At 70.5% G+C, this 16,560-nt stretch carries 14 protein-coding genes; 5 read left to right on the forward strand and 9 right to left on the reverse strand.

Annotated features, from left to right (window positions below; all coding sequences use genetic code 11):
- Positions 1-151: 151 nt before the first annotated feature.
- The 4 genes from KZ829_RS34065 to KZ829_RS34080 are packed head-to-tail and all read right to left on the reverse strand — an operon-like array spanning position 152 to position 5,882.
- Positions 152-2,869 (reverse strand): exo-rhamnogalacturonan lyase family protein, encoded by a 2,718-nt coding sequence (locus KZ829_RS34065; RefSeq protein ID WP_220147958.1) that lies wholly within the window; start codon positions 2,867-2,869, stop codon positions 152-154.
- Positions 2,870-2,896: 27 nt separating this feature from the next.
- The gene (locus tag KZ829_RS34070) at positions 2,897-3,721 is read right to left on the reverse strand and encodes a carbohydrate ABC transporter permease (RefSeq protein WP_220147959.1); all 825 of its coding nucleotides are present in this window, start codon (positions 3,719-3,721) and stop codon (positions 2,897-2,899) included.
- Complete coding sequence (locus KZ829_RS34075; RefSeq protein ID WP_220147960.1) at positions 3,718-4,614, reverse strand: carbohydrate ABC transporter permease; 897 nt, start codon at positions 4,612-4,614, stop codon at positions 3,718-3,720. The genes KZ829_RS34070 and KZ829_RS34075 overlap by 4 nt, the downstream gene beginning before the upstream one ends.
- Positions 4,611-5,882 (reverse strand): ABC transporter substrate-binding protein, encoded by a 1,272-nt coding sequence (locus KZ829_RS34080; protein WP_220147961.1) that lies wholly within the window; start codon positions 5,880-5,882, stop codon positions 4,611-4,613. The genes KZ829_RS34075 and KZ829_RS34080 overlap by 4 nt, the downstream gene beginning before the upstream one ends.
- A 241-nt stretch (positions 5,883-6,123) precedes the next feature.
- Here KZ829_RS34080 and KZ829_RS34085 point away from each other — a divergent pair, with 241 nt between their 5' ends.
- Positions 6,124-7,263, forward strand: coding sequence for a hypothetical protein (locus KZ829_RS34085; protein ID WP_246636756.1), 1,140 nt, complete (start codon positions 6,124-6,126; stop codon positions 7,261-7,263).
- A gap of 248 nt (positions 7,264-7,511) precedes the next feature.
- Here KZ829_RS34085 and KZ829_RS34090 read toward each other — a convergent pair whose 3' ends face one another.
- From KZ829_RS34090 to KZ829_RS34105, 4 genes are all read right to left on the reverse strand, one after another.
- Entirely contained in the window at positions 7,512-9,020 is a 1,509-nt protein-coding gene (locus KZ829_RS34090) for a hypothetical protein (protein ID WP_220147962.1), read from the reverse strand.
- Positions 9,021-9,234: 214 nt separating this feature from the next.
- Positions 9,235-9,549: a hypothetical protein gene (locus tag KZ829_RS34095; protein ID WP_220147963.1), complete on the reverse strand. Its 315-nt coding sequence runs from the start codon at positions 9,547-9,549 to the stop codon at positions 9,235-9,237.
- Positions 9,549-10,283, reverse strand: a complete 735-nt coding sequence (locus KZ829_RS34100) for a phytanoyl-CoA dioxygenase family protein (RefSeq protein WP_220147964.1) — start codon at positions 10,281-10,283, stop codon at positions 9,549-9,551. The genes KZ829_RS34095 and KZ829_RS34100 overlap by 1 nt, the downstream gene beginning before the upstream one ends.
- Before the next feature lie 11 nt (positions 10,284-10,294).
- Entirely contained in the window at positions 10,295-10,954 is a 660-nt protein-coding gene (locus KZ829_RS34105; protein ID WP_220147965.1) for an alpha/beta fold hydrolase, read from the reverse strand.
- A 63-nt stretch (positions 10,955-11,017) separates the two neighbouring features.
- Between KZ829_RS34105 and KZ829_RS34110 the strand changes: the two genes are divergently transcribed.
- Both KZ829_RS34110 and KZ829_RS34115 read left to right on the forward strand, forming a co-directional pair.
- Complete coding sequence (locus tag KZ829_RS34110; RefSeq protein ID WP_220147966.1) at positions 11,018-11,710, forward strand: SDR family oxidoreductase; 693 nt, start codon at positions 11,018-11,020, stop codon at positions 11,708-11,710.
- Positions 11,711-11,824: 114 nt separating this feature from the next.
- A complete protein-coding gene (locus tag KZ829_RS34115; protein WP_220147967.1) occupies positions 11,825-12,991 on the forward strand; it encodes an SUKH-3 domain-containing protein in 1,167 nt (388 codons plus the stop codon).
- 504 nt (positions 12,992-13,495) lie between these two features.
- On the opposite strand, the gene KZ829_RS34120 is transcribed toward KZ829_RS34115, so the two are convergent.
- A complete protein-coding gene (locus KZ829_RS34120) occupies positions 13,496-14,548 on the reverse strand; it encodes an alpha/beta hydrolase (protein ID WP_220147968.1) in 1,053 nt (350 codons plus the stop codon).
- Positions 14,549-14,682: 134 nt separating this feature from the next.
- Between KZ829_RS34120 and KZ829_RS34125 the strand changes: the two genes are divergently transcribed.
- Complete coding sequence (locus tag KZ829_RS34125) at positions 14,683-15,903, forward strand: sensor histidine kinase (RefSeq protein ID WP_220147969.1); 1,221 nt, start codon at positions 14,683-14,685, stop codon at positions 15,901-15,903.
- A gap of 6 nt (positions 15,904-15,909) precedes the next feature.
- The gene (locus KZ829_RS34130) at positions 15,910-16,554 is read left to right on the forward strand and encodes a response regulator transcription factor (protein WP_220147970.1); all 645 of its coding nucleotides are present in this window, start codon (positions 15,910-15,912) and stop codon (positions 16,552-16,554) included.
- Positions 16,555-16,560 lie beyond the last annotated feature (6 nt).

Here is a 16,560-nt window from a genome sequence, read left to right on the forward strand (position 1 = left end):
CGCCGGGCGCAGATCGGTGGTCCAGCCGGCCCTCAGGGCTGTCTCGCCCCTCCGAAACAGCCCCACGGCCAGCCGCGAAGATCCAGCTGGCTGCCAGGGCTGTCTCCCGCACGCTGAGACAGCCCTGAGGGCCGGCTGGACCACGGCGGGGCTAGGGGAGGGCGGAGGCGGCGAGGGCCAGGTTCTGGATGGCGGCGAGGCCGTACAGGGCGGTGGTGTTGGTGTCGACCCAGGGCGCCTCGTCGACCGTGTTGAGGACGGCCGGGCCGGTCAGGTGGGTGGTCTGCCACGGGGAGGCGTCGGTGTAGCCGTCGGTGGCGGTGAACTCGGTCCACGCCCGGGCGGCCAGGGTGGCGTCGCCGAGGCGGGCCGCCGCGTAGGCCGTCAGGCGGGAGTGGCCCTGCTTGAGGATCAGCGTGCCGAAGTGGGCGCCGCACTCGGCGGTCTGTTCGGCGCGGGTGGCGTTGTAGAGGCGGCAGTACTGCAACCACGCCTTCTCGAACTCCGGCAGGTCCACCAGGCCGATCAGCTCGGCGCAGACCTCCACCTGGCCGAACATGGCGCTCAGATGCGACACGCTGACCGTCCTCTGGGCGAGAGCGAACTCGCCGGTGTCGATGTCGTAGAGGCCGCTTCCGGTGACGAACCCGTTCGGCATCCGGCCGATGGTCCGCATGGTGGCCAGCAGCTTCTTCTCGGCGACGGCCGCCTTCGGGCCGCGCCGCTCCCATTCGGTGAGCCACGCGGCGGCCAGGCCGCTCCAGTCGGTGCCGAGGCCGATCGACAGGGCGTGCGGGTCCGGCGTGTACGGCTCCGTACGGATCTTGCGCAGCGGGTCGAGCGCCAGGAACGTCTGGTCCGAGTCGACCAGCTCGTGCATGAGGTCGCCGACCCGCTCGTCGGCGGTCAGGAAGTAGAAGATCCGCCGGTAGACGGCGGTGCTGATCCGCTGCTGCTTGGCGCTGTCCGCCCAGTGCTGCACCCCGTGCCGCGTCCCGAGCCCGGCCCATCTGCCGAGGTGGTAGACGTCGACCTCGCCGGTGTGCCGGGTCATCGCCTCGGCGAACCGGAAGATGTCGGCCCGCCCACTGCGCAGGTAGGCGAACCACAGCCACAGGTCGGGGGACAGTTCCGAGTTGTCCCACGCGTACCCGCCGACGTCGTAGCGCCACACGTGCCGGTCCACATCGGGGGTGTGCATGACGTCGCCGTAGTTCCAGAACCCGTACCAGTGGCGCTGTTCGGTCTGGTCGCGGTAGTAGTCGAAGAGGAAGTCGAGCCGGTCCTCGACCTTGGCGCGGGCCGGTGTGGACCGGTCGACCGGGCTGAACAGGCCGCCGAACGGACCGGACGCGGCCAGGTGCGCGGGCGGCGCGACGACCTGCGGCGGAGCGACGACGGTCCGGGCCAGCGCGGCGAGACGCTCGGCGGGCGGCGTCGCGGCCAGGGCGAAGAACATCAATTCAGTGGTACGGGCGACGCCGTACGGCGTGCCGAACCCGGGTTCGTAGTCCTCATAGGTGATGTTGAGGCCTTCGAGCTGTTCCGGGAACGTGTCCTGGCCCATCCCGTCGTGGTAGAACCGGGTGTCCATCGGCCCGGCGTCCGGCGACCACATCCAGATCGTCGCCGTGGCCCGGTCGGTGTCGGCGCCCCGGATGTCGAGCTGTGCCGGGTACTTCTGCCAGAAGTCCCGCATCCCGAACCCGAGCCCACCGCTGACCCCGCCGACGTACCCGAACCCGGCGGCCCGCTGTCCGGCGTCGACGCCGACCCACCCGTACCCCGCCCTGGTCCGTTTTTGAATGGTGTAGCCGGAGGAGCTGAGCTGGCTGAGCGTGTAGTCGCCCCACGCCGGGATGTACTGCAACCGGGTGGTGACCCGCTGATCCCAGGTCGCCGGGTCGGGCAGCTTCTCGCCGGCGACCTGCGCCGCGCGTACCGTGGCTCCGGGGTCCCGGCGAAGGCCGGTGATGCCTTTGACCGCCTCGCGCAGAAGCCCGTCGCCGTCGCCGGACAGCCGGATGTGCCGGTCGTGGGGCTGGTCGCGCATCGGCACCCCGACCCGCACGCCGAGCCCGGCGATGAACTCCTTCTGCCCCTCGCTGTCGAACAGGAAGGTGTGCACCACCCGCACGTGCTCGGCCCCGGCGTAGAAGTAGAGCCGCACGATGAACGGCAGCCACGACCTCCCGCGCCGCCGGTGGTCGCCCTCGATCCGGACCACCGCCCGGACCGGACCCCGCTGCTCGACCGTCACCTTCGAGATCGAGCTGGTCAGCCTCTCCCGGGAGCCGCGCCGCTCGTCGTCATCCTCGATGGTGGTCTGTCGCAGACTGATCAGTTCCAGTTCATTGGCGATCTCGGTGCCGCCCCGGCTGATCGACCGGATGAGCGCCGAGCCGCGCCGTCCGATGGTGAAGAGAACGACGCCGGTGTCGACGGTGACCGTTTCGCGAGCCTCGGTGACCGCCACCGCACGGGTTCCGGTCACTCCGGCGGACCGCGACAACGTGTAGGAATCGGATACGGGCGCATCGGCGGGCAGCGCGTGCGCGCTCCACTTCAGCGACCCGTCCGGCCAGTAGCCGATCGGCCAGCTCTGTACCGGGACAGCGGCTCCGTCGGCGGCGGCCAGCGAGAACGGCGAGTCGGCGGGGACCGCGCCCTTCGGCCACGGGACGCCCCAGGTGCTGCCGACGTTGGTGCCGGGCCTACCTTCGAGCCAGTTCAGCGTCACGGTCTCCGGCGCGGGGACGACGGCGGTGACAGCGGCGGGGATCGATTCGGGCGCTTCGAAAGGGATGTACGGCGCCATAGGGGCGGCGGCGAGACCGCGCACGAACGTACGTCGGGAGATGTCGGGCATGCTGCACCGGCTCCTTCGGGTGGGGGATCAGCCTTTGAGGCCCGAGGTGGCGAAACCTTCGACCAGCAGCCGCTGGAACGCGGCGAAGAACAGCAGGATCGGCACGATGGCCAGCGCCGACAGCGCCAGCATGGGCCCGAACGCGTTGTAGTCGGTGGTGTCGATGAACAGCCGCAGGGCCAGGGGGAGGGTGAGTTTCTCCGGTGAGGACAGATAGATCAGCTGGGTGAAGAAGTCGTTCCAGGTCCAGATGAACGTGAAGATCGCCGTGGTGACCAGGGCCGGCCGGACCAGCGGCAGCACCACCGACCCGAAGATCCGGATCGAGCCGCAGCCGTCCAGCCGGGCCGCCTCGTCCAGCTCGCGCGGGATCGTCCGCATGAACTGGACCATCAGGAAGATGAAGAACGCGTCGGTGGCCAGCAGTTTCGGCAGGATCAGCGGCCAGAACGTGTCGACCATCCCGAGTTTCTGGAACAGCGAGTACTGCGGGATCGTCACGATGTGCACCGGCAGCATGATCGTGGCGAGGGTGAAGGCGAACAGCGGCGTGCGCAGCCGGAACCGCAGCCGGGCGAAGGCGTAGGCGGCGAGCGAGCAGCTGGCGACGTTGGCGATCGCGCAACTCGCCGCCACGATCGTCGAGTTCACGAAGAACCGCCCCGCGGACACTCCGGCCAGGTCGTCGCCGAGCGCCCGGTAGTTGTCCAGGATCCACTCCTCCGGCAGCAGCGCCAGGCTCTGCACGATCTCCGAGCCGGACTTGAACGACGCGAACGCCAGCCAGACGATCGGGTACAGCAGCGGGATCAGCAGCAGGATCACGGCCGGGTGCCACAGCCGCCGGCTCACGACTCGTCTCCGCTGTAGAAGACCCAACCCTTGGCGGTACGGAAGAGCAGCGCCGTGATCAGGGCGATGACCAGGAGCAGGAACCAGGACATGGCCGAGGCGTAGCCCATCTTGAACTCCACGAATCCCTTCTCGTAGAGGTAGAGCGTGTAGAACAGGGTCGAGTCGCTGGGGCCGCCGGTGCCGTTGCTGACCACGTAGGCGCCGGTGAACACCTGGAAGGCGCGGATCGTGTCGAGCACCAGGTTGAAGAAGATGACCGGCGACAGCATCGGCACGGTGATCCTGAGGAAGGTCCGCCAGGGGCCGGCGCCGTCCACCGCGGCGGCGTCGTAGTACTCCTGCGGGATCTGCTGCAACCCGGCCAGGAAGATCACCATCGGGGCGCCGAACTGCCACACCGCGAGCAGGACCAGCGCGAGCAGGGCCCGGTCCGGGTGGCCGATCCAGTCGTGGAAGATCACCCGCCAGACCAGGGCCACGCTCACGCTCGCGCCGAGCAGCGACGGGGCGTAGAAGGCCGACCGGTAGAAGCCCTGCGCCCGGCTCCTGCGGTTGATCAGCATGGCCACACCGAGGGCGGCGATCAGCTGTGCGGGCACCGAGATGACCACGAACTTGGTGGTGGCCCAGACCGCGTTCCAGAAGTGCGGGTCGACCGTGAGCATCCGCACGTAGTTGTCCAGGCCCACCCACTGCGGGGCGGTGAACAGGTCGTAGTCGGTGAACGACAGGTAGAGCAGCCACACCATCGGGCCGGCGGTCAGGAACACCGCCCCGACGACCCACGGCGAGAGGAACAGGTAGGCGATCGACGGCCTCTCCCCGTACCGTCGCACCGGTTTCGATCTGGTCTTGACCTTGGTGCGTGGTCGCTCGAGCACGGTGGTCATGCGCCGAGGGCCTGCTGGATCTCGCTCATCAGGCGCGGCGCGGCCTCCTCCGGTTTGGCTTTGCCGTGCATGACGTCGTCGTAGATCCGCTGGAACTGGGTCTTCACCACGCCGGCGCCCTTCGGCGGCGGCGGGGGAGCGGGCAGGAGCTGCGGCGACACCTTCGCCTCGTAGGCGGCGACGGCCTTCCACTCGTCGGTCAGCGTGGATGCCAGCGTTTCGCGGATCTTGAGGTTGGCGGGCAGGCCGCGGGCCATGCCGAGGATGGCGCCGGCCTCCGGGTCGTTGAGGAAGAAGTCGACGAACGCGAGCGCGGCGTCCTGGTTCTTCGTGCGCTTCGCGACGCTGAGCATCATCGGCGGCTGGGTGAACTGGCCGATGCCGTTGCCCGCGGTCGGGAAGTGCGAGAGGGAGAACTCGCTGCCGTAGGTGTCCCAGGAGGTCATGCCGACGGTGCTGTCCGGGCAGAACTCGGCGGTCGACTCCTTGCGCGGGAACGGGGTGAGCGTGGTGTTGGCGGTGACCTCCGGCGGGGTCAGGGCCTTGGCGGCGCGGAACTCCTCGCCCAGCTTCCACCAGGCGACGATCTCGGCCTCGGTGTAGCCGAGCTTGCCGTCCGCGGTGTAGAGGTCTTTACCCTGCTGGCGTAGCCAGTCGCCGAACCAGTCCTCGATGCCGAACGGGTCGCTCAGGCCGCTCACCTTCGGGCCGAACTTCGCGGACACCCTGGCGGCGGCGTCCTTCAGGTCGGTCCAGGTCCAGCCGTCGGCGGGCAGTTTCGCGCCGGCCTCCTCCCAGCGCTTGGCGTCGTACTGGAGCACGTGGGTGGTCTGGCCCATCGGCAGGCCGAACGTCTGGGCGCCGAGGTTGCCGGCCGGGAACAGCTTCTGCTCCAGATCCGCGGTCTGGATCTTGCTGCCCAGGTGCGGCGTGAGGTCGAGCAGGGTGTTGCGGTCGGCGTACTCACGCAGGTAACGGTCGCCCATCTGGAGCACGTCCGGGGCGTTGCCGCCGCTCATCTCGGTGGCCAGCTTCTGGAAGTACGGGTCGTAGGCGGCGTACGTCGTCTTGATCTCGACGTCCGGGTGCTTGCTGACGTACAGGTCGACGACCTGCTGGGTGAGCTTGGCCCGCTCCTCGCTGCCCCACCAGGCGAACCGCAGCGTCTTCTTGCCGCCGCTCTCACCGTCGTCGCCGCATCCGCCGAGCCCGGCCAGGGTTAGCCCGGCGATACCGCCGCGCAGGAGTGCGCGCCTGCTGACCGACATTGCATCCTCCAGCTAAAACGTTTCATACACAGCCTGAGCTGCGATTGATGATGCTCGATAGTTTCGGCAGCTTTGCACGCGGATCATCCGCACGTCAACGCCACACTTCCATAGGTAGTAGTCTTTACGTAAGCGCTTGCGTGAAACGCGCGAGAAACCTTGACAGGTTCCAAGTTATCGCTAACATTCAGCGGATCGAACGCTCATCTCGGACATCCCCGATCAGAGACCGGAGCACCCGATGCGTCCCCGTATCCCCCTGTTCGTAGCTGCCGGCGTGCTCGTCGCGTCCGGCGGCATCGCCCTCGGCACCGGAACGGCCAGCGCGGCCGACTGCGGCGCCCTCACCTACCAGGCCAGCGCCGTCCTCAGCGGCAGCACCTGGACCTCCAAGCTGGGCGGTTCCACCGTCTACACCGGCACCGACATGCGCGCCGCCGTCCAGGCCGCGGTCAGCGCCCTGCCCAGCCGCACCTCGAAACAGAACGTCCTCGTACGAGGATCCGGCTCGATCAGCGCCGGATCACGGATCTCGCTGCCCAGCTACACGCTCATCGACGTGTGCGGCACGATCAACGTGACCGGCAGCGGCAGCGGCGACTACGCCCCGATCTACACCCGCGGCACCACCGACGTCGAGGTCGCGCACCTCAACGTCACCGGGGCGCCGCTCTACGGGATCTTCGCCCGCAGCGTCAACAACCTCACCCTCGGCGTCATCGACATGCGGTTGTCCCGCGGCCTCGGTGTGCGCATCGACAACTACGGCAACACCGCGGTCATGGCCAAGAACATCAAGATCGGATCCGTGTACGTCTCCGGCGCCAGCTCGCACGCGGTGGAGACCTACGGCGTGGACGGGATCACGATCGGCACCGTCACGGCCCGCGGCGTCGGCGAGTCCGGGTTGCTGCTCAACCAGACGATCAACGCCACGGTCGGCACCGTCGACGCCGAGAACGCCGGAACCGGTACGGGCTACGCCGCCTTCCGGATGGCCAACCGCAACGGGCGGATCGGCAGCTCCTACCCGACGAACATCCGCGTCGGAACCGTCAAGGCCCGTGGTGGCGGGCGTGGCGTCTTCTGCGTCTCGGAGAGCGGCGGGGCGGTCATCGACCGGGTCGACATCGCCAACACCGGCAACAACTCGGTGCTCGTCGAGAACTGCTACAACGTGACGATCGCCGGGGTGTCCGGAACGATCAGCGGCGGCGGGGAGGTCCGGATCTCGTCGCGGACCGAGTTCGCGCCGTCGGCCAACATCACCTTCAGGAACCTGACGGTGAGCAACACGAACATCCGGTGGAGCCCGTGCACCGGCTCCAACAACGTCGTCACCAACGTCACACGGGTCAACTCAACCCTGACCTGGTGCTGATCTCTCCGTGGGCGGTCCGGGCCGATCGGGCCGCCCACGGAGGATCTCCCACCGCAGGATCCGAACCTTGTCGGCGAGGCCCCGATCCATGTAACCCAGTACGAGGTTCTGGGACAGGCCGAATCGGCTATGGGCGAGAATCGCCGCAACGGTCTTGGGCGGGGCGTGATCGAGGTAGTCCGCGACTTCCTTCTCCGACGTGGTGGCCAGCATCATCACGGTCACGTGTAGCACCGAGGTGGTCGCCGTCAACTCGTGATAGCAGACGAGGTGCCGGATGATGTTCCTCGCGAGGCCTCGCCGGAAGCCACGGAAAGGCCCTTCTCCAGCAGGCCGACCACCTCGGTCAGAGCGTCCAGACCGTCCTGATGTTGACCCGCGTCCAGGCAGAGGCGGGCGAAATCCACCAGTTCGGTCGCGAGTGGTAAGCCGTACCGCGTGGCGTTGATCCTGGTGAGACGCCGATGGATACCGATGGCCTTCGCCTGCGCATCGATAGCCTCCGGCAATCGGCGCAAGGCTGCGAGGATTGTCGTCTCGACCTCCAGGGCGCGAGCCAGATCCTGGTCGTAAGAGATGTTCAGACCGGCGTGGCTCCGCAGAATGCGGACCGCCCCGGAGGCTGCGTGCTGTGCCTCGACCAGACGGCGTAGCGCCGTCAGCGTCTTCGCCCGGCCGAGCAGCGCGGCGGCGAGGTCGACCTCGAGCCCCGCCCCGTCGCCGGCCACAGCGCGCAGCAGGTCGACCGCCTCGTCCAGCGCCTCCAGCGAGGCCTGTCCGTGCTTGCCGCGGCGCAGTTGCTCCGCCTGCTGCACGAGCGCCCGGATCAGGGTGATCCGATAATCGGGGTGGGCGGTCACCAGGCGGCGAAGGTGTGCGATGGCCCGGTGCCGGGTCGACAGCGAAGCCGACCCTTCACCGGTGTGCCACAAAGCCAGGCTCAACTCCGACAGGCACGTCGCGATCTCCGCCCCGGACAGTGCGCTTCCCAGATCATCGCTGCTCCACAGTCCGATCGCTTCGCCCAGTGCCGCTGCGGCATCCGTCCAGTTCATCACCCGGATGTGGGCACGCCCGACCGTGCGCAGCGAGAACTCCAGCCGTCTCGCGTGTACGGCGCGGTTCTCCGCGACCAGTCTCCGGGTCGCGGCCACCGCCTCGACGAGCAACGCGAGGCCCTCGGTCACACGCCCGGAGTCGAACAGCCGCGAGCCGAGCCTCTGCAGGACCCGGACCGCCTGCACCGCATCGATGCTGTTGCCGGCCAGGTCCTTGACGAGCCGTTCGGTGATGGCCGCGATCCCCGTGCACAGATCGTCCGGTGGATCGCTCGGCAGGAGGGTCTCGATCGAGGTCAGGACATCCAACGGGATCTGCCGCGCGGCCGCGATGGCCAGCAGCGCCGGGGCGCCGCCCTCGATAGCCAACTGGGGCCGCTCCCGTAGGAGCGGCACGAGCAGGCGGTCCACCAGGTGCGGCCACCGTGGGGTCGCCTCGACCAGCAGCGGCAGCGCCGTGCTGACGCCTCGCGGACCCGCGCTCATCAGGTCGCGTAGCGCGCTGCCGGCCCACGGATCGGGGTGGAAAGCGGGGACGCCGTGACCCGGGGTTTGCAGGGCCACGAAGTCCTCGGCCAGCCGATCCGGGTAGAGCGGCTCCAAACGGGTGTCCGGATCCTGCGGCGGATAGACCATGGCATGGTCGTCGAGCACCCGCGTGGCTGCCGCCGGACTGTCGGCCACCGCGGTCGACTGCACCGCCACCACCGCGGCCGGATAGTCGAGAGCTCTGGTCAGCGCGGCTCGCGTTCAGCAGGCGGCTCGGCTGCCCGTCACCCGGCAACGCCGCCTCGCCGAACTCCAGCTCGTCGATGAAATGGTGCCGATGCGCTGGTGGACATGGAGGTCGCCGTCCTGGACGGCGAACACCGTGCCGCTGTCGCGGGCCGTGTTGACCTGGCGGGCCGGGGTCCTATCGGCCATCGGGCGGCCGGGGCGCGTCGCCGATGATCATGTTGCCGTGCTGGACCCCGTACACCTTGCCCTGGTCCTTGGCGGTGTTGATCTGGGTCTGTCCGGACGGCTCGGGTGGGGATGGCTGCGGGCGGGAGGCCGAGGCCAGCCACACGCCGGCGGCGCCGAAGACGAAGGTGAGGACGGCGCTCGCCACGCTCGACGCCCTGTCGGCACGGTCGAGGCCGAGCCGCAGCAGGAACACCGTCCAGGCGGCAAGGAGCAGGCTGCAGGCCAGGAGAGCCGTCACTGTCCAGAAGCGGCGCCGCGTCATCACCCCAGTATGGATCGATGCAGCCATTGCTCCGGGTCCTGGCCGCCGATGAAGCCGTGGTACGGGCTCGCCGGCGCCACACCGGCCAGGCGGCGCAACTCCGGGGACAACGACCGTAGTCCCTCGACTCCGGTCGCGAGGGTGTGGTTGTCGGCGGGGCGCAGCCACGGCAGGACGTGCTCGCAGATAAGGGCGCGCCGCGTCGCCTCACCCCGGTTGTGGCCGGCCGCGTGCCAGAGGCGGCCGCTGTAGACGACCGCGCTGCCGGCGGGCATCACCACCGGGATCAGCTCGTCCGGGCGCGGGCGGCGGCCGGCCGGCCACAGGTGGCTGCCCGGGGCGATCAGGGTGGCGCCGTTCCCGGTGGTGAAGTCGTCGAGCGCCCAGATCACGTTGACCTCGGCCTCCACGTCGCGCGGCAGCGGGTAGACACCGGCGTCGAAGTGCGGCGCCTGGGCGCCCTGGCCGGGGTCCACCGCGGACAGGAACAGCATCCCGAACTGGTGGACCTCGCCGAGGCCCTCGGTCACCAGGGCCCGCACCCGTGGGTGGGTGAGGAGCGGCTCGAACGCGCCGACCCGGCTGAGCAGCTCGTACACCCGCCTGGTCCGGCGGCCGTCGAAGTCGTTGTCGCTCCAGGCGGCGTCCTTCAGCAGGTCGTCGGCGTGCTGGACGGCGGCGGCCAGCTCCTCATCGGACAGCAGGCGGGGCAGGATGACGTAGCCGTTCTCCATGGGCCCCGAAACTACCGGGTGGACGCGGCGCAGGCGTCGAGGATTTCCGCCAGATGGGCGGGGCGGCTCAGCGCCGGAGTATGGCCGCCGTCGATCTCGTCGGGGGTGATGCCGAGGCGTTCGGTGGCGACCCGGCGCAGGTAGGCGGGCGGGAACATGCGGTCGTCGCGGCAGAGCAGCACCCGTGTCGGCACATCCGGCCAGGCGCGCAGCGGGGACGGCTCGGACATCCGGGTCTCGGACTGGCGGGACGAGCGGCGGACCGCCTCGGCGGCCAGATCCGGCGGGACGTCCTGGTAGAACAGGGCGATCTCGTCGTCGTACCGGTCCCAGGCCTCGTCGGCGTAGCCGGTGGCGGTCCAGTAGTCGGCGGGGGACTCACCCGGCAGCGGGATCATGGCGGCCACCAGGATCAGCATCCGCACCGGCAGGCGCTCGCCGACCAGCGGGACGACCAGGCCGCCCATCGACTGACCGACCACGATCAGATCGGTACGGTCGCCGACCGCGGCCGTCACGGTGTCGGCGTACTCGGACAGGCCGGCGGTGTCGTCGTCGCACGGCAGATCGGGGGCCACCGTGTCGTGGCCCCGCTTCCGGAGCTCGGCTTCGACGAGATGCCAGTACCAGCCGACGTCACCGGCGCCGTGGATCAGTACGAAGGTGGCCATCGGTCCAGGCTATGACGCGAGTCACCGGATCTCTGCCCGTGACCGCGTGATTGAGTGATCAACATGGAATTCGACGACATGCGGGTGGTGGTCACCGGAGCCGCCCGTGACACTGGGCTGCTCCTCGCCGAGACGTTCGCGGCGCGCGGCGCCCGGGTGTTCCTCTCCGCCCGTGACCAGGGTGCGGCCTCGCGGGCCGCCGACGCGATCAACCAGCGTGCGGCCGGGCGGGCCGAGGCCTTCCGATGCGATCTCGCCGACCCGGGCTCGGTGCGGGAGTTCGCGGACGCCGTGGCCGGGCGGACCAACCGGATCGACGTGCTGGTCAACAACGCGGCGCAGTATCGGGAGGGCGAGATCTCCGATGACGAGGTCGAGCAGATCATCGCCGGTGGCGCCACCGGGACCGTGCTGTTGACGCAGCGCCTGCTGCCGCTGCTGCGCCGGTCGGAGCGGCCGGACATCGTCAACATGATCTCCGGCTGTGGGGAGCCCGGCAATCATCGCTCCGACGCGCATCCCGCGTTCTATGCGGCGAAACACGCGCAGGCCGGGTTTGCCGGGATCCTGTCGCACCGGCTGCGGCCCGAGGGGATCCGGGTGATCTCGCTGTTCCCGCCGGACTTCGAGCAGGACGGGCCGCGTGCGGCTGGGAGCGCCCTGACCGCCCGGTCGGTGGTCGACTGCGTGATGTTCGCGGTCGGGCAGCCCCGGGACTGCTTCATCCGGGAGTTCCGCTTCGAGCAGGTGCGATGACCCCGGTCTTCTTCGACGTGAACGGCACGCCGGCGATCGACGGTCATCCGTAGAGCGGCGGCCGTTGGCGTATCGACGACCCTGAGTTTGCGTGGGGATAGCAGAGTGGGCGGCATGGCGATCACCAGGACGGATGCGGAAGACCTGGCGCGGAAGTGGGTCGAGGACGTCTGCCCGGGAGCCGAAGCGGTGTTGTACGAATTCGCCCGCGGCTGGGTGATCTCCGCCCGGACCCGCAGCGGGCACGGGCCACCCAGCATGATCCTCGACCGGGACACCGGCGAGCTGGTGATCGGCGGCACGCTACCGCCCGCCAACCTGGCCGCGTGGTACATGCGTGACTTCCGGCCCGCGCCGGCGCCGGCCGGCCCGCGACGGTACCCGGCGACGATGAGCCGGCTCACCATCGCGGGCCGCGGCCGGGTCGCGCTCAGCCTGCGCTCCGACACCGACCAGCCGCTGCATCCCGCGGTAGAAACGTTCTTCGGCACGATGCCCGCCCACTATCGCGAGCGTGGGGCCGAGCGGAGTTCGGAAGCCGTGGTGTTCTCCGAACTGTTCCACGCCGAGGAGAACGGCCGACGGGCCGCCGGGCTGCCCCTGATGGCCCTGCCCGAGCTGCGGGAACTCGTGCGGGGCGCGCGACTGGAGACCTACCGGATCCGGGAGGAAGGCGATCCGCTCAGCGGGAGCCGGCTGCGGTCCGGGCTGCCGGTCATGCTGTTCCTCGACTATCTCGGGCTGAGCCCCGACGCCGCCGCGCAAGGCCAGGAGGGCCTTCTGCCACGGTTCGTTCCCGGGCCGGGCCCGGCCGCCGGTTCCGGTCCGGCGTCGTCGTGGGAGTTCAGCGACCAGGTGGCCGAGGTGCTGCGGGGCGCGGGCTGGTCGGCGGAGCGCCGGATCGAAAACCATGCGGGGTACGGCGTGAGCCACCGGATCTTCACGGCGGCGTCGCGGGCGCTGGCCGAGTTCGCCGGCCTGTACGTCACGCAGGACGGGCCCGGGGTGGCGCTGCGGCGGCGGATGTTCGCCGTCGACCCGTGCATGGCGGCCGAAACCGTCGAGACGCTGGAGGCGTTCGCGCAGGTCCTCGGGGTGCCGTTGTTCCCGCTCGGGGTGGAGGGCGACGGCGAAACCGTCCTCGCCATCGACGAGCGGGGCCGGGTGTTCTCCCTGGACCATGGCGGGGAGTGGTATCTCGGCGCGGACATGGGTGCCGCGCTCACCACGCTGATCACCGGTACGCTGCCGCCCCGCGTCCACGACGACGGCACCTGGTGATGGCCGCGTCCACAGCCCTTTCGTGATCGAGATCCACCCTCCCCGGTCGGGTGGGTGCACACGGTCGGGTTTCACAGCGGGCCGTAGATCGACCGCGCACCCCCGTCAGACCATGTCGGCTGTCAGGCTGACCAGCCCGAACGCGACCACCGTACGCCGCGGCGACCACGCCCGTGCCTGCCGGGTTCCGACCGTCACCGAGATCCGTCCTCCGTGCTCGGTTCACTCCCCGCACGCGACCCTACCGATGCCGATCCGCCCATCCCCGGCTGCCTCGGATGCTCCGGGACAGCGCCCACGACCAACCGGACAGGGTCGACCACCGGTGGGGATGGGGCGGCCCCGGAGCGCCGGGCGTTCGTCCGCATCCGATGGCGGCAAACGTGCCCGCGGCCGGCGCCGCCGGGCCGCTCCCGGATGGTGTGCGGGCGGCGTGGGCCGGAGGGGAGCCGAAGGAGGAGCGGGCGCGGCCCCAGCGGGCCAGGAGTTCGAACGCGTCCAGGATCATCGGGGGTCGCCGTCCGGGAGGGTGGCCGCCAGGTCGGCGAGCGCCTGCAGAGCGGTGGTGTGGGGTTCGAAGTAGCCGTCGTGCCCGTCCACGTCGTCGCAGGGCAGAGGCAGCGCGCCGAACTCGGGGTCGGAGGGCAGGCGGCCGTGGCCGAGGCCGAGGATCCGTACGCCGGGGACGCGGCGGATCCAGTCGCCGGGGGAGGCGCAGGCCCACACCCGGGCGCCGGTGCGCAGGCCGGATCGGTCGGGGACGCCCATGCCGGGGCTGCCCAGCGCGACGATGTCGGTCACCTGCGCGGGTAGCCCGGGTGCGGCGAGACCGGCCACGGTGGAGCCGTAACTGTGCCCGACCACGACGATCGACCGGTCGGCGTGGCCGAGCACCAGGCCGTCGGCGAACCGCTGGAGGGCCAGCGCCCCGTCGGCCGCGCGATCCTCCCGTACGGTGTCCCGGCCCATGCCCTCGGGCGGGTCGTATCCCAGCCAGGCCACCACGGCGACCCGGGCGCCCGGGTCGGCGGCCCGGACCCGGTCGTGGAGCCGGCGGGCCTGCCACGCGGGCGCCCGGCGCCGGACGCCACCGAGACCGGTGTCGAACCCGGCCAGATCGGTGTCCACACCGGGCACCAGGATCACCACGCGGCCGGCGGTGTCCAGATCGCCCAGCACCTCGATGACGCGCCCGTCGGCCCGGTCGTCGAACCCGAGGATCTGCCGGTCCGCCGCCTCCGGGTGTGCCAGCCGGTTCGCCAGGTAGCGCAACTCCGCCGGCACGCCGTCGAGGTTGCCGGTGACCCGCGGGAAGCGGCGGGTGAGCGCGGTGGCGTCGTCCGGTGCGAGGCCGGCGAAGAAGGCGGCCACCCGGGCCGGGGTGGCGGTGACCGGGTCCGGTGGAGCGAGCGGATCGGCGAGCCAGCCGGCGGTCCCCACCGGGGTCGCCGGCGGTGTCGCGCGGGCCGGGCCGAGCACGGAGCCGCCGAGGAGGGCCAGCCCGGAGAGGGCGGCCGCAAGGACGGCTTTGCGAGGGGTGACCAGACGGCGAGGCATGCCGTTCAGCCTGGTCAGCGGCGGGTTCCGGCACAGTCGGGCAGGCTCTCTGCCGATGGTGCGGAAAACCGGCTACCCGGGCGGCAGCTAACCCCATGGCGCCGGGTTGCGCCGAGCGGGAATGCTGGCTGGCGATGAGAAGGAAAGTGACCGCCATCGCCGAGCCGCAGTCGTGGCGAGAGCTGGCCTACCTGTTGCTGGTGCTGCCGATCGATCTGGTCAGCGCCGTCCTCCTGCTGTTCTCGACCCTCGTCGGGGCCGTTCTCTCGATCACTCCGCTGGGGCTGTGGCTGCTGGCCGGGGTGCTGCGGGCCGCCGCGGGCCTGAGCGCCCGCCGCCGCGGTCTGGCCGCGCGGCTGATCAGCGAGCGGGTGCCGGCGCCGGCCCGGTCACCGGCCGGCCCCGGTGCGTTCGGGTGGCGGCGGGCCGTGCTCAGAGATCCGGCGGGTTGGAAATCCCTGGCATACCCGCTGGTCAAGGTGGTGGTGGCGCCACTGTCGTTGCTGGTCGGTGCCGGCTGCTATGTGTACGGATTCGCCACGCTGACCTTCTTCCCGTTCCAGGAGCACGCCTTCCAGGGGTGGGTGCCGGTCACCTGGGTCTTCGGGGCGGTCGTCATCCTGCTGGCTCCCTGGATGGTGCGGCTGGTCCTGGTCGGCGAACGGTTGTTGATCCGTGGGCTGCTCGGGCCGAGCCGGGCCGGTCAGCGGATGAGCGACCTGAAGGAGTCCCGCGACCGTGCGGTGAAGGACGCCGACGTCACCCTGCGGCGGATCGAGCGGGACCTGCACGACGGGGCCCAGGCCCGGCTGATCGGGGTGGGGATGCACCTGGCGATGGTCCGGGAGTTGATCGCCGCCGACGCGCCGCCGGAGAGCGTCGCCAAAGCGGTCGACACCGCGCAGGACACCCTCGCCACGGCCGTGTCCGAGCTACGCGATCTGGTCCGCGGGATCCATCCGCCGGTGCTGGACAACGGCCTGGACGCGGCGCTGGCCACGGTGGCGGCCGGCAGCCCGGTGCCGGTGACCGTCGAGGTCGGCCTGCCCCGGCGGCCACCGCCGGCGGTGGAGAGCATCGCCTACTTCACGGTGTGTGAGCTGCTCACCAACGCGGGACGGCACAGCGGGGCGGCCGCCGCTACGATTCGAGTCGATCTTCAGGGGGATGTTCTGCGGCTGCGGGTCCACGACGACGGGCGCGGCGGCGCCTTCCTGCGGGCGGGTGGGGGGCTCGCCGGGCTGTCCGAGCGGATCCGGGTCGTCGACGGGCGGCTGTCGCTGGACAGCCCGGCCGGCGGGCCGACCACCGTCACCGTCGAGATCCCCTGCCCGGCACCTACGGAGAGGCCCTGACGAGACATGCGCATCGTGATCGCCGAGGACTCCGCGATCCTCCGGGAGGGCCTCGCTCAGCTGCTGACCGTTCGGGGGCATGAGGTGCTCGCCGCGGTGGAGGACGTTCCGGCGCTGTTCGAGGCGGTCGCCGCGCAGCCACCCGACGTGGCGATCGTGGACATCCGGATGCCACCGAGCCACACCGACGAGGGCCTGCGCGCCGCGATCCGGCTCCGCCGGGACTGGCCCGGCACCGGGGTGCTGATCTTCTCGCAGTACGTGGAGACGGCGTTCGTGGCCGAGCTTCTCGCGAGCGGCTCCGACGGGGTCGGCTACCTGCTGAAGGAGCGGGTCGCCAAGCTCGACGACTTCGTGGACGCCCTGCACCGGGTGGCGGCCGGCGGCACCGCGCTCGACCCGGACGTGGTCACCCAGCTGTTCGGCCGTACCCGGCACCGGGATCTGGTCGCCGAGCTCACCCCACGCGAGCGTGAGGTGCTGGCGCTGATGGCGCAGGGCCGCACCAACACGGCGATCGCCGCCGCGATCCGCGTCACCGAGCGGGCGGTGGAGAAGCACGTCACGAACATCTTCAACAAGTTCGACCTGCCGCCGTCCGACACCGACCACCGCCGGGTCCTGGCCGTCATCCGCTACCTGCAGAACTGACTCCGG

Origin of the sequence: Actinoplanes hulinensis (genome assembly GCF_019429605.1) — a bacterium.
In the GTDB taxonomy this organism is placed as follows: Bacteria; Actinomycetota; Actinomycetes; order Mycobacteriales; family Micromonosporaceae; genus Actinoplanes; species Actinoplanes campanulatus.

What these genes read in the sequence shown, in the direction of transcription:
- KZ829_RS34075 (WP_220147960.1), bottom strand. Translation starts at nt 4,614, where the DNA reads ATGACCACCGTGCTCGAGCGACCACGCACCAAGGTCAAGACCAGATCG.
- KZ829_RS34125 (WP_220147969.1), top strand. Translation starts at nt 14,683, where the DNA reads ATGAGAAGGAAAGTGACCGCCATCGCCGAGCCGCAGTCGTGGCGAGAG.
- KZ829_RS34120 (WP_220147968.1), bottom strand. Translation starts at nt 14,548, where the DNA reads ATGCCTCGCCGTCTGGTCACCCCTCGCAAAGCCGTCCTTGCGGCCGCC.
- KZ829_RS34110 (WP_220147966.1), top strand. Translation starts at nt 11,018, where the DNA reads ATGGAATTCGACGACATGCGGGTGGTGGTCACCGGAGCCGCCCGTGAC.
- KZ829_RS34085 (WP_246636756.1), top strand. Translation starts at nt 6,124, where the DNA reads ATGCGTCCCCGTATCCCCCTGTTCGTAGCTGCCGGCGTGCTCGTCGCG.
- KZ829_RS34115 (WP_220147967.1), top strand. Translation starts at nt 11,825, where the DNA reads ATGGCGATCACCAGGACGGATGCGGAAGACCTGGCGCGGAAGTGGGTC.
- KZ829_RS34080 (WP_220147961.1), bottom strand. Translation starts at nt 5,882, where the DNA reads ATGTCGGTCAGCAGGCGCGCACTCCTGCGCGGCGGTATCGCCGGGCTA.
- KZ829_RS34065 (WP_220147958.1), bottom strand. Translation starts at nt 2,869, where the DNA reads ATGCCCGACATCTCCCGACGTACGTTCGTGCGCGGTCTCGCCGCCGCC.
- KZ829_RS34105 (WP_220147965.1), bottom strand. Translation starts at nt 10,954, where the DNA reads ATGGCCACCTTCGTACTGATCCACGGCGCCGGTGACGTCGGCTGGTAC.
- KZ829_RS34130 (WP_220147970.1), top strand. Translation starts at nt 15,910, where the DNA reads ATGCGCATCGTGATCGCCGAGGACTCCGCGATCCTCCGGGAGGGCCTC.
- KZ829_RS34100 (WP_220147964.1), bottom strand. Translation starts at nt 10,283, where the DNA reads ATGGAGAACGGCTACGTCATCCTGCCCCGCCTGCTGTCCGATGAGGAG.
- KZ829_RS34095 (WP_220147963.1), bottom strand. Translation starts at nt 9,549, where the DNA reads ATGACGCGGCGCCGCTTCTGGACAGTGACGGCTCTCCTGGCCTGCAGC.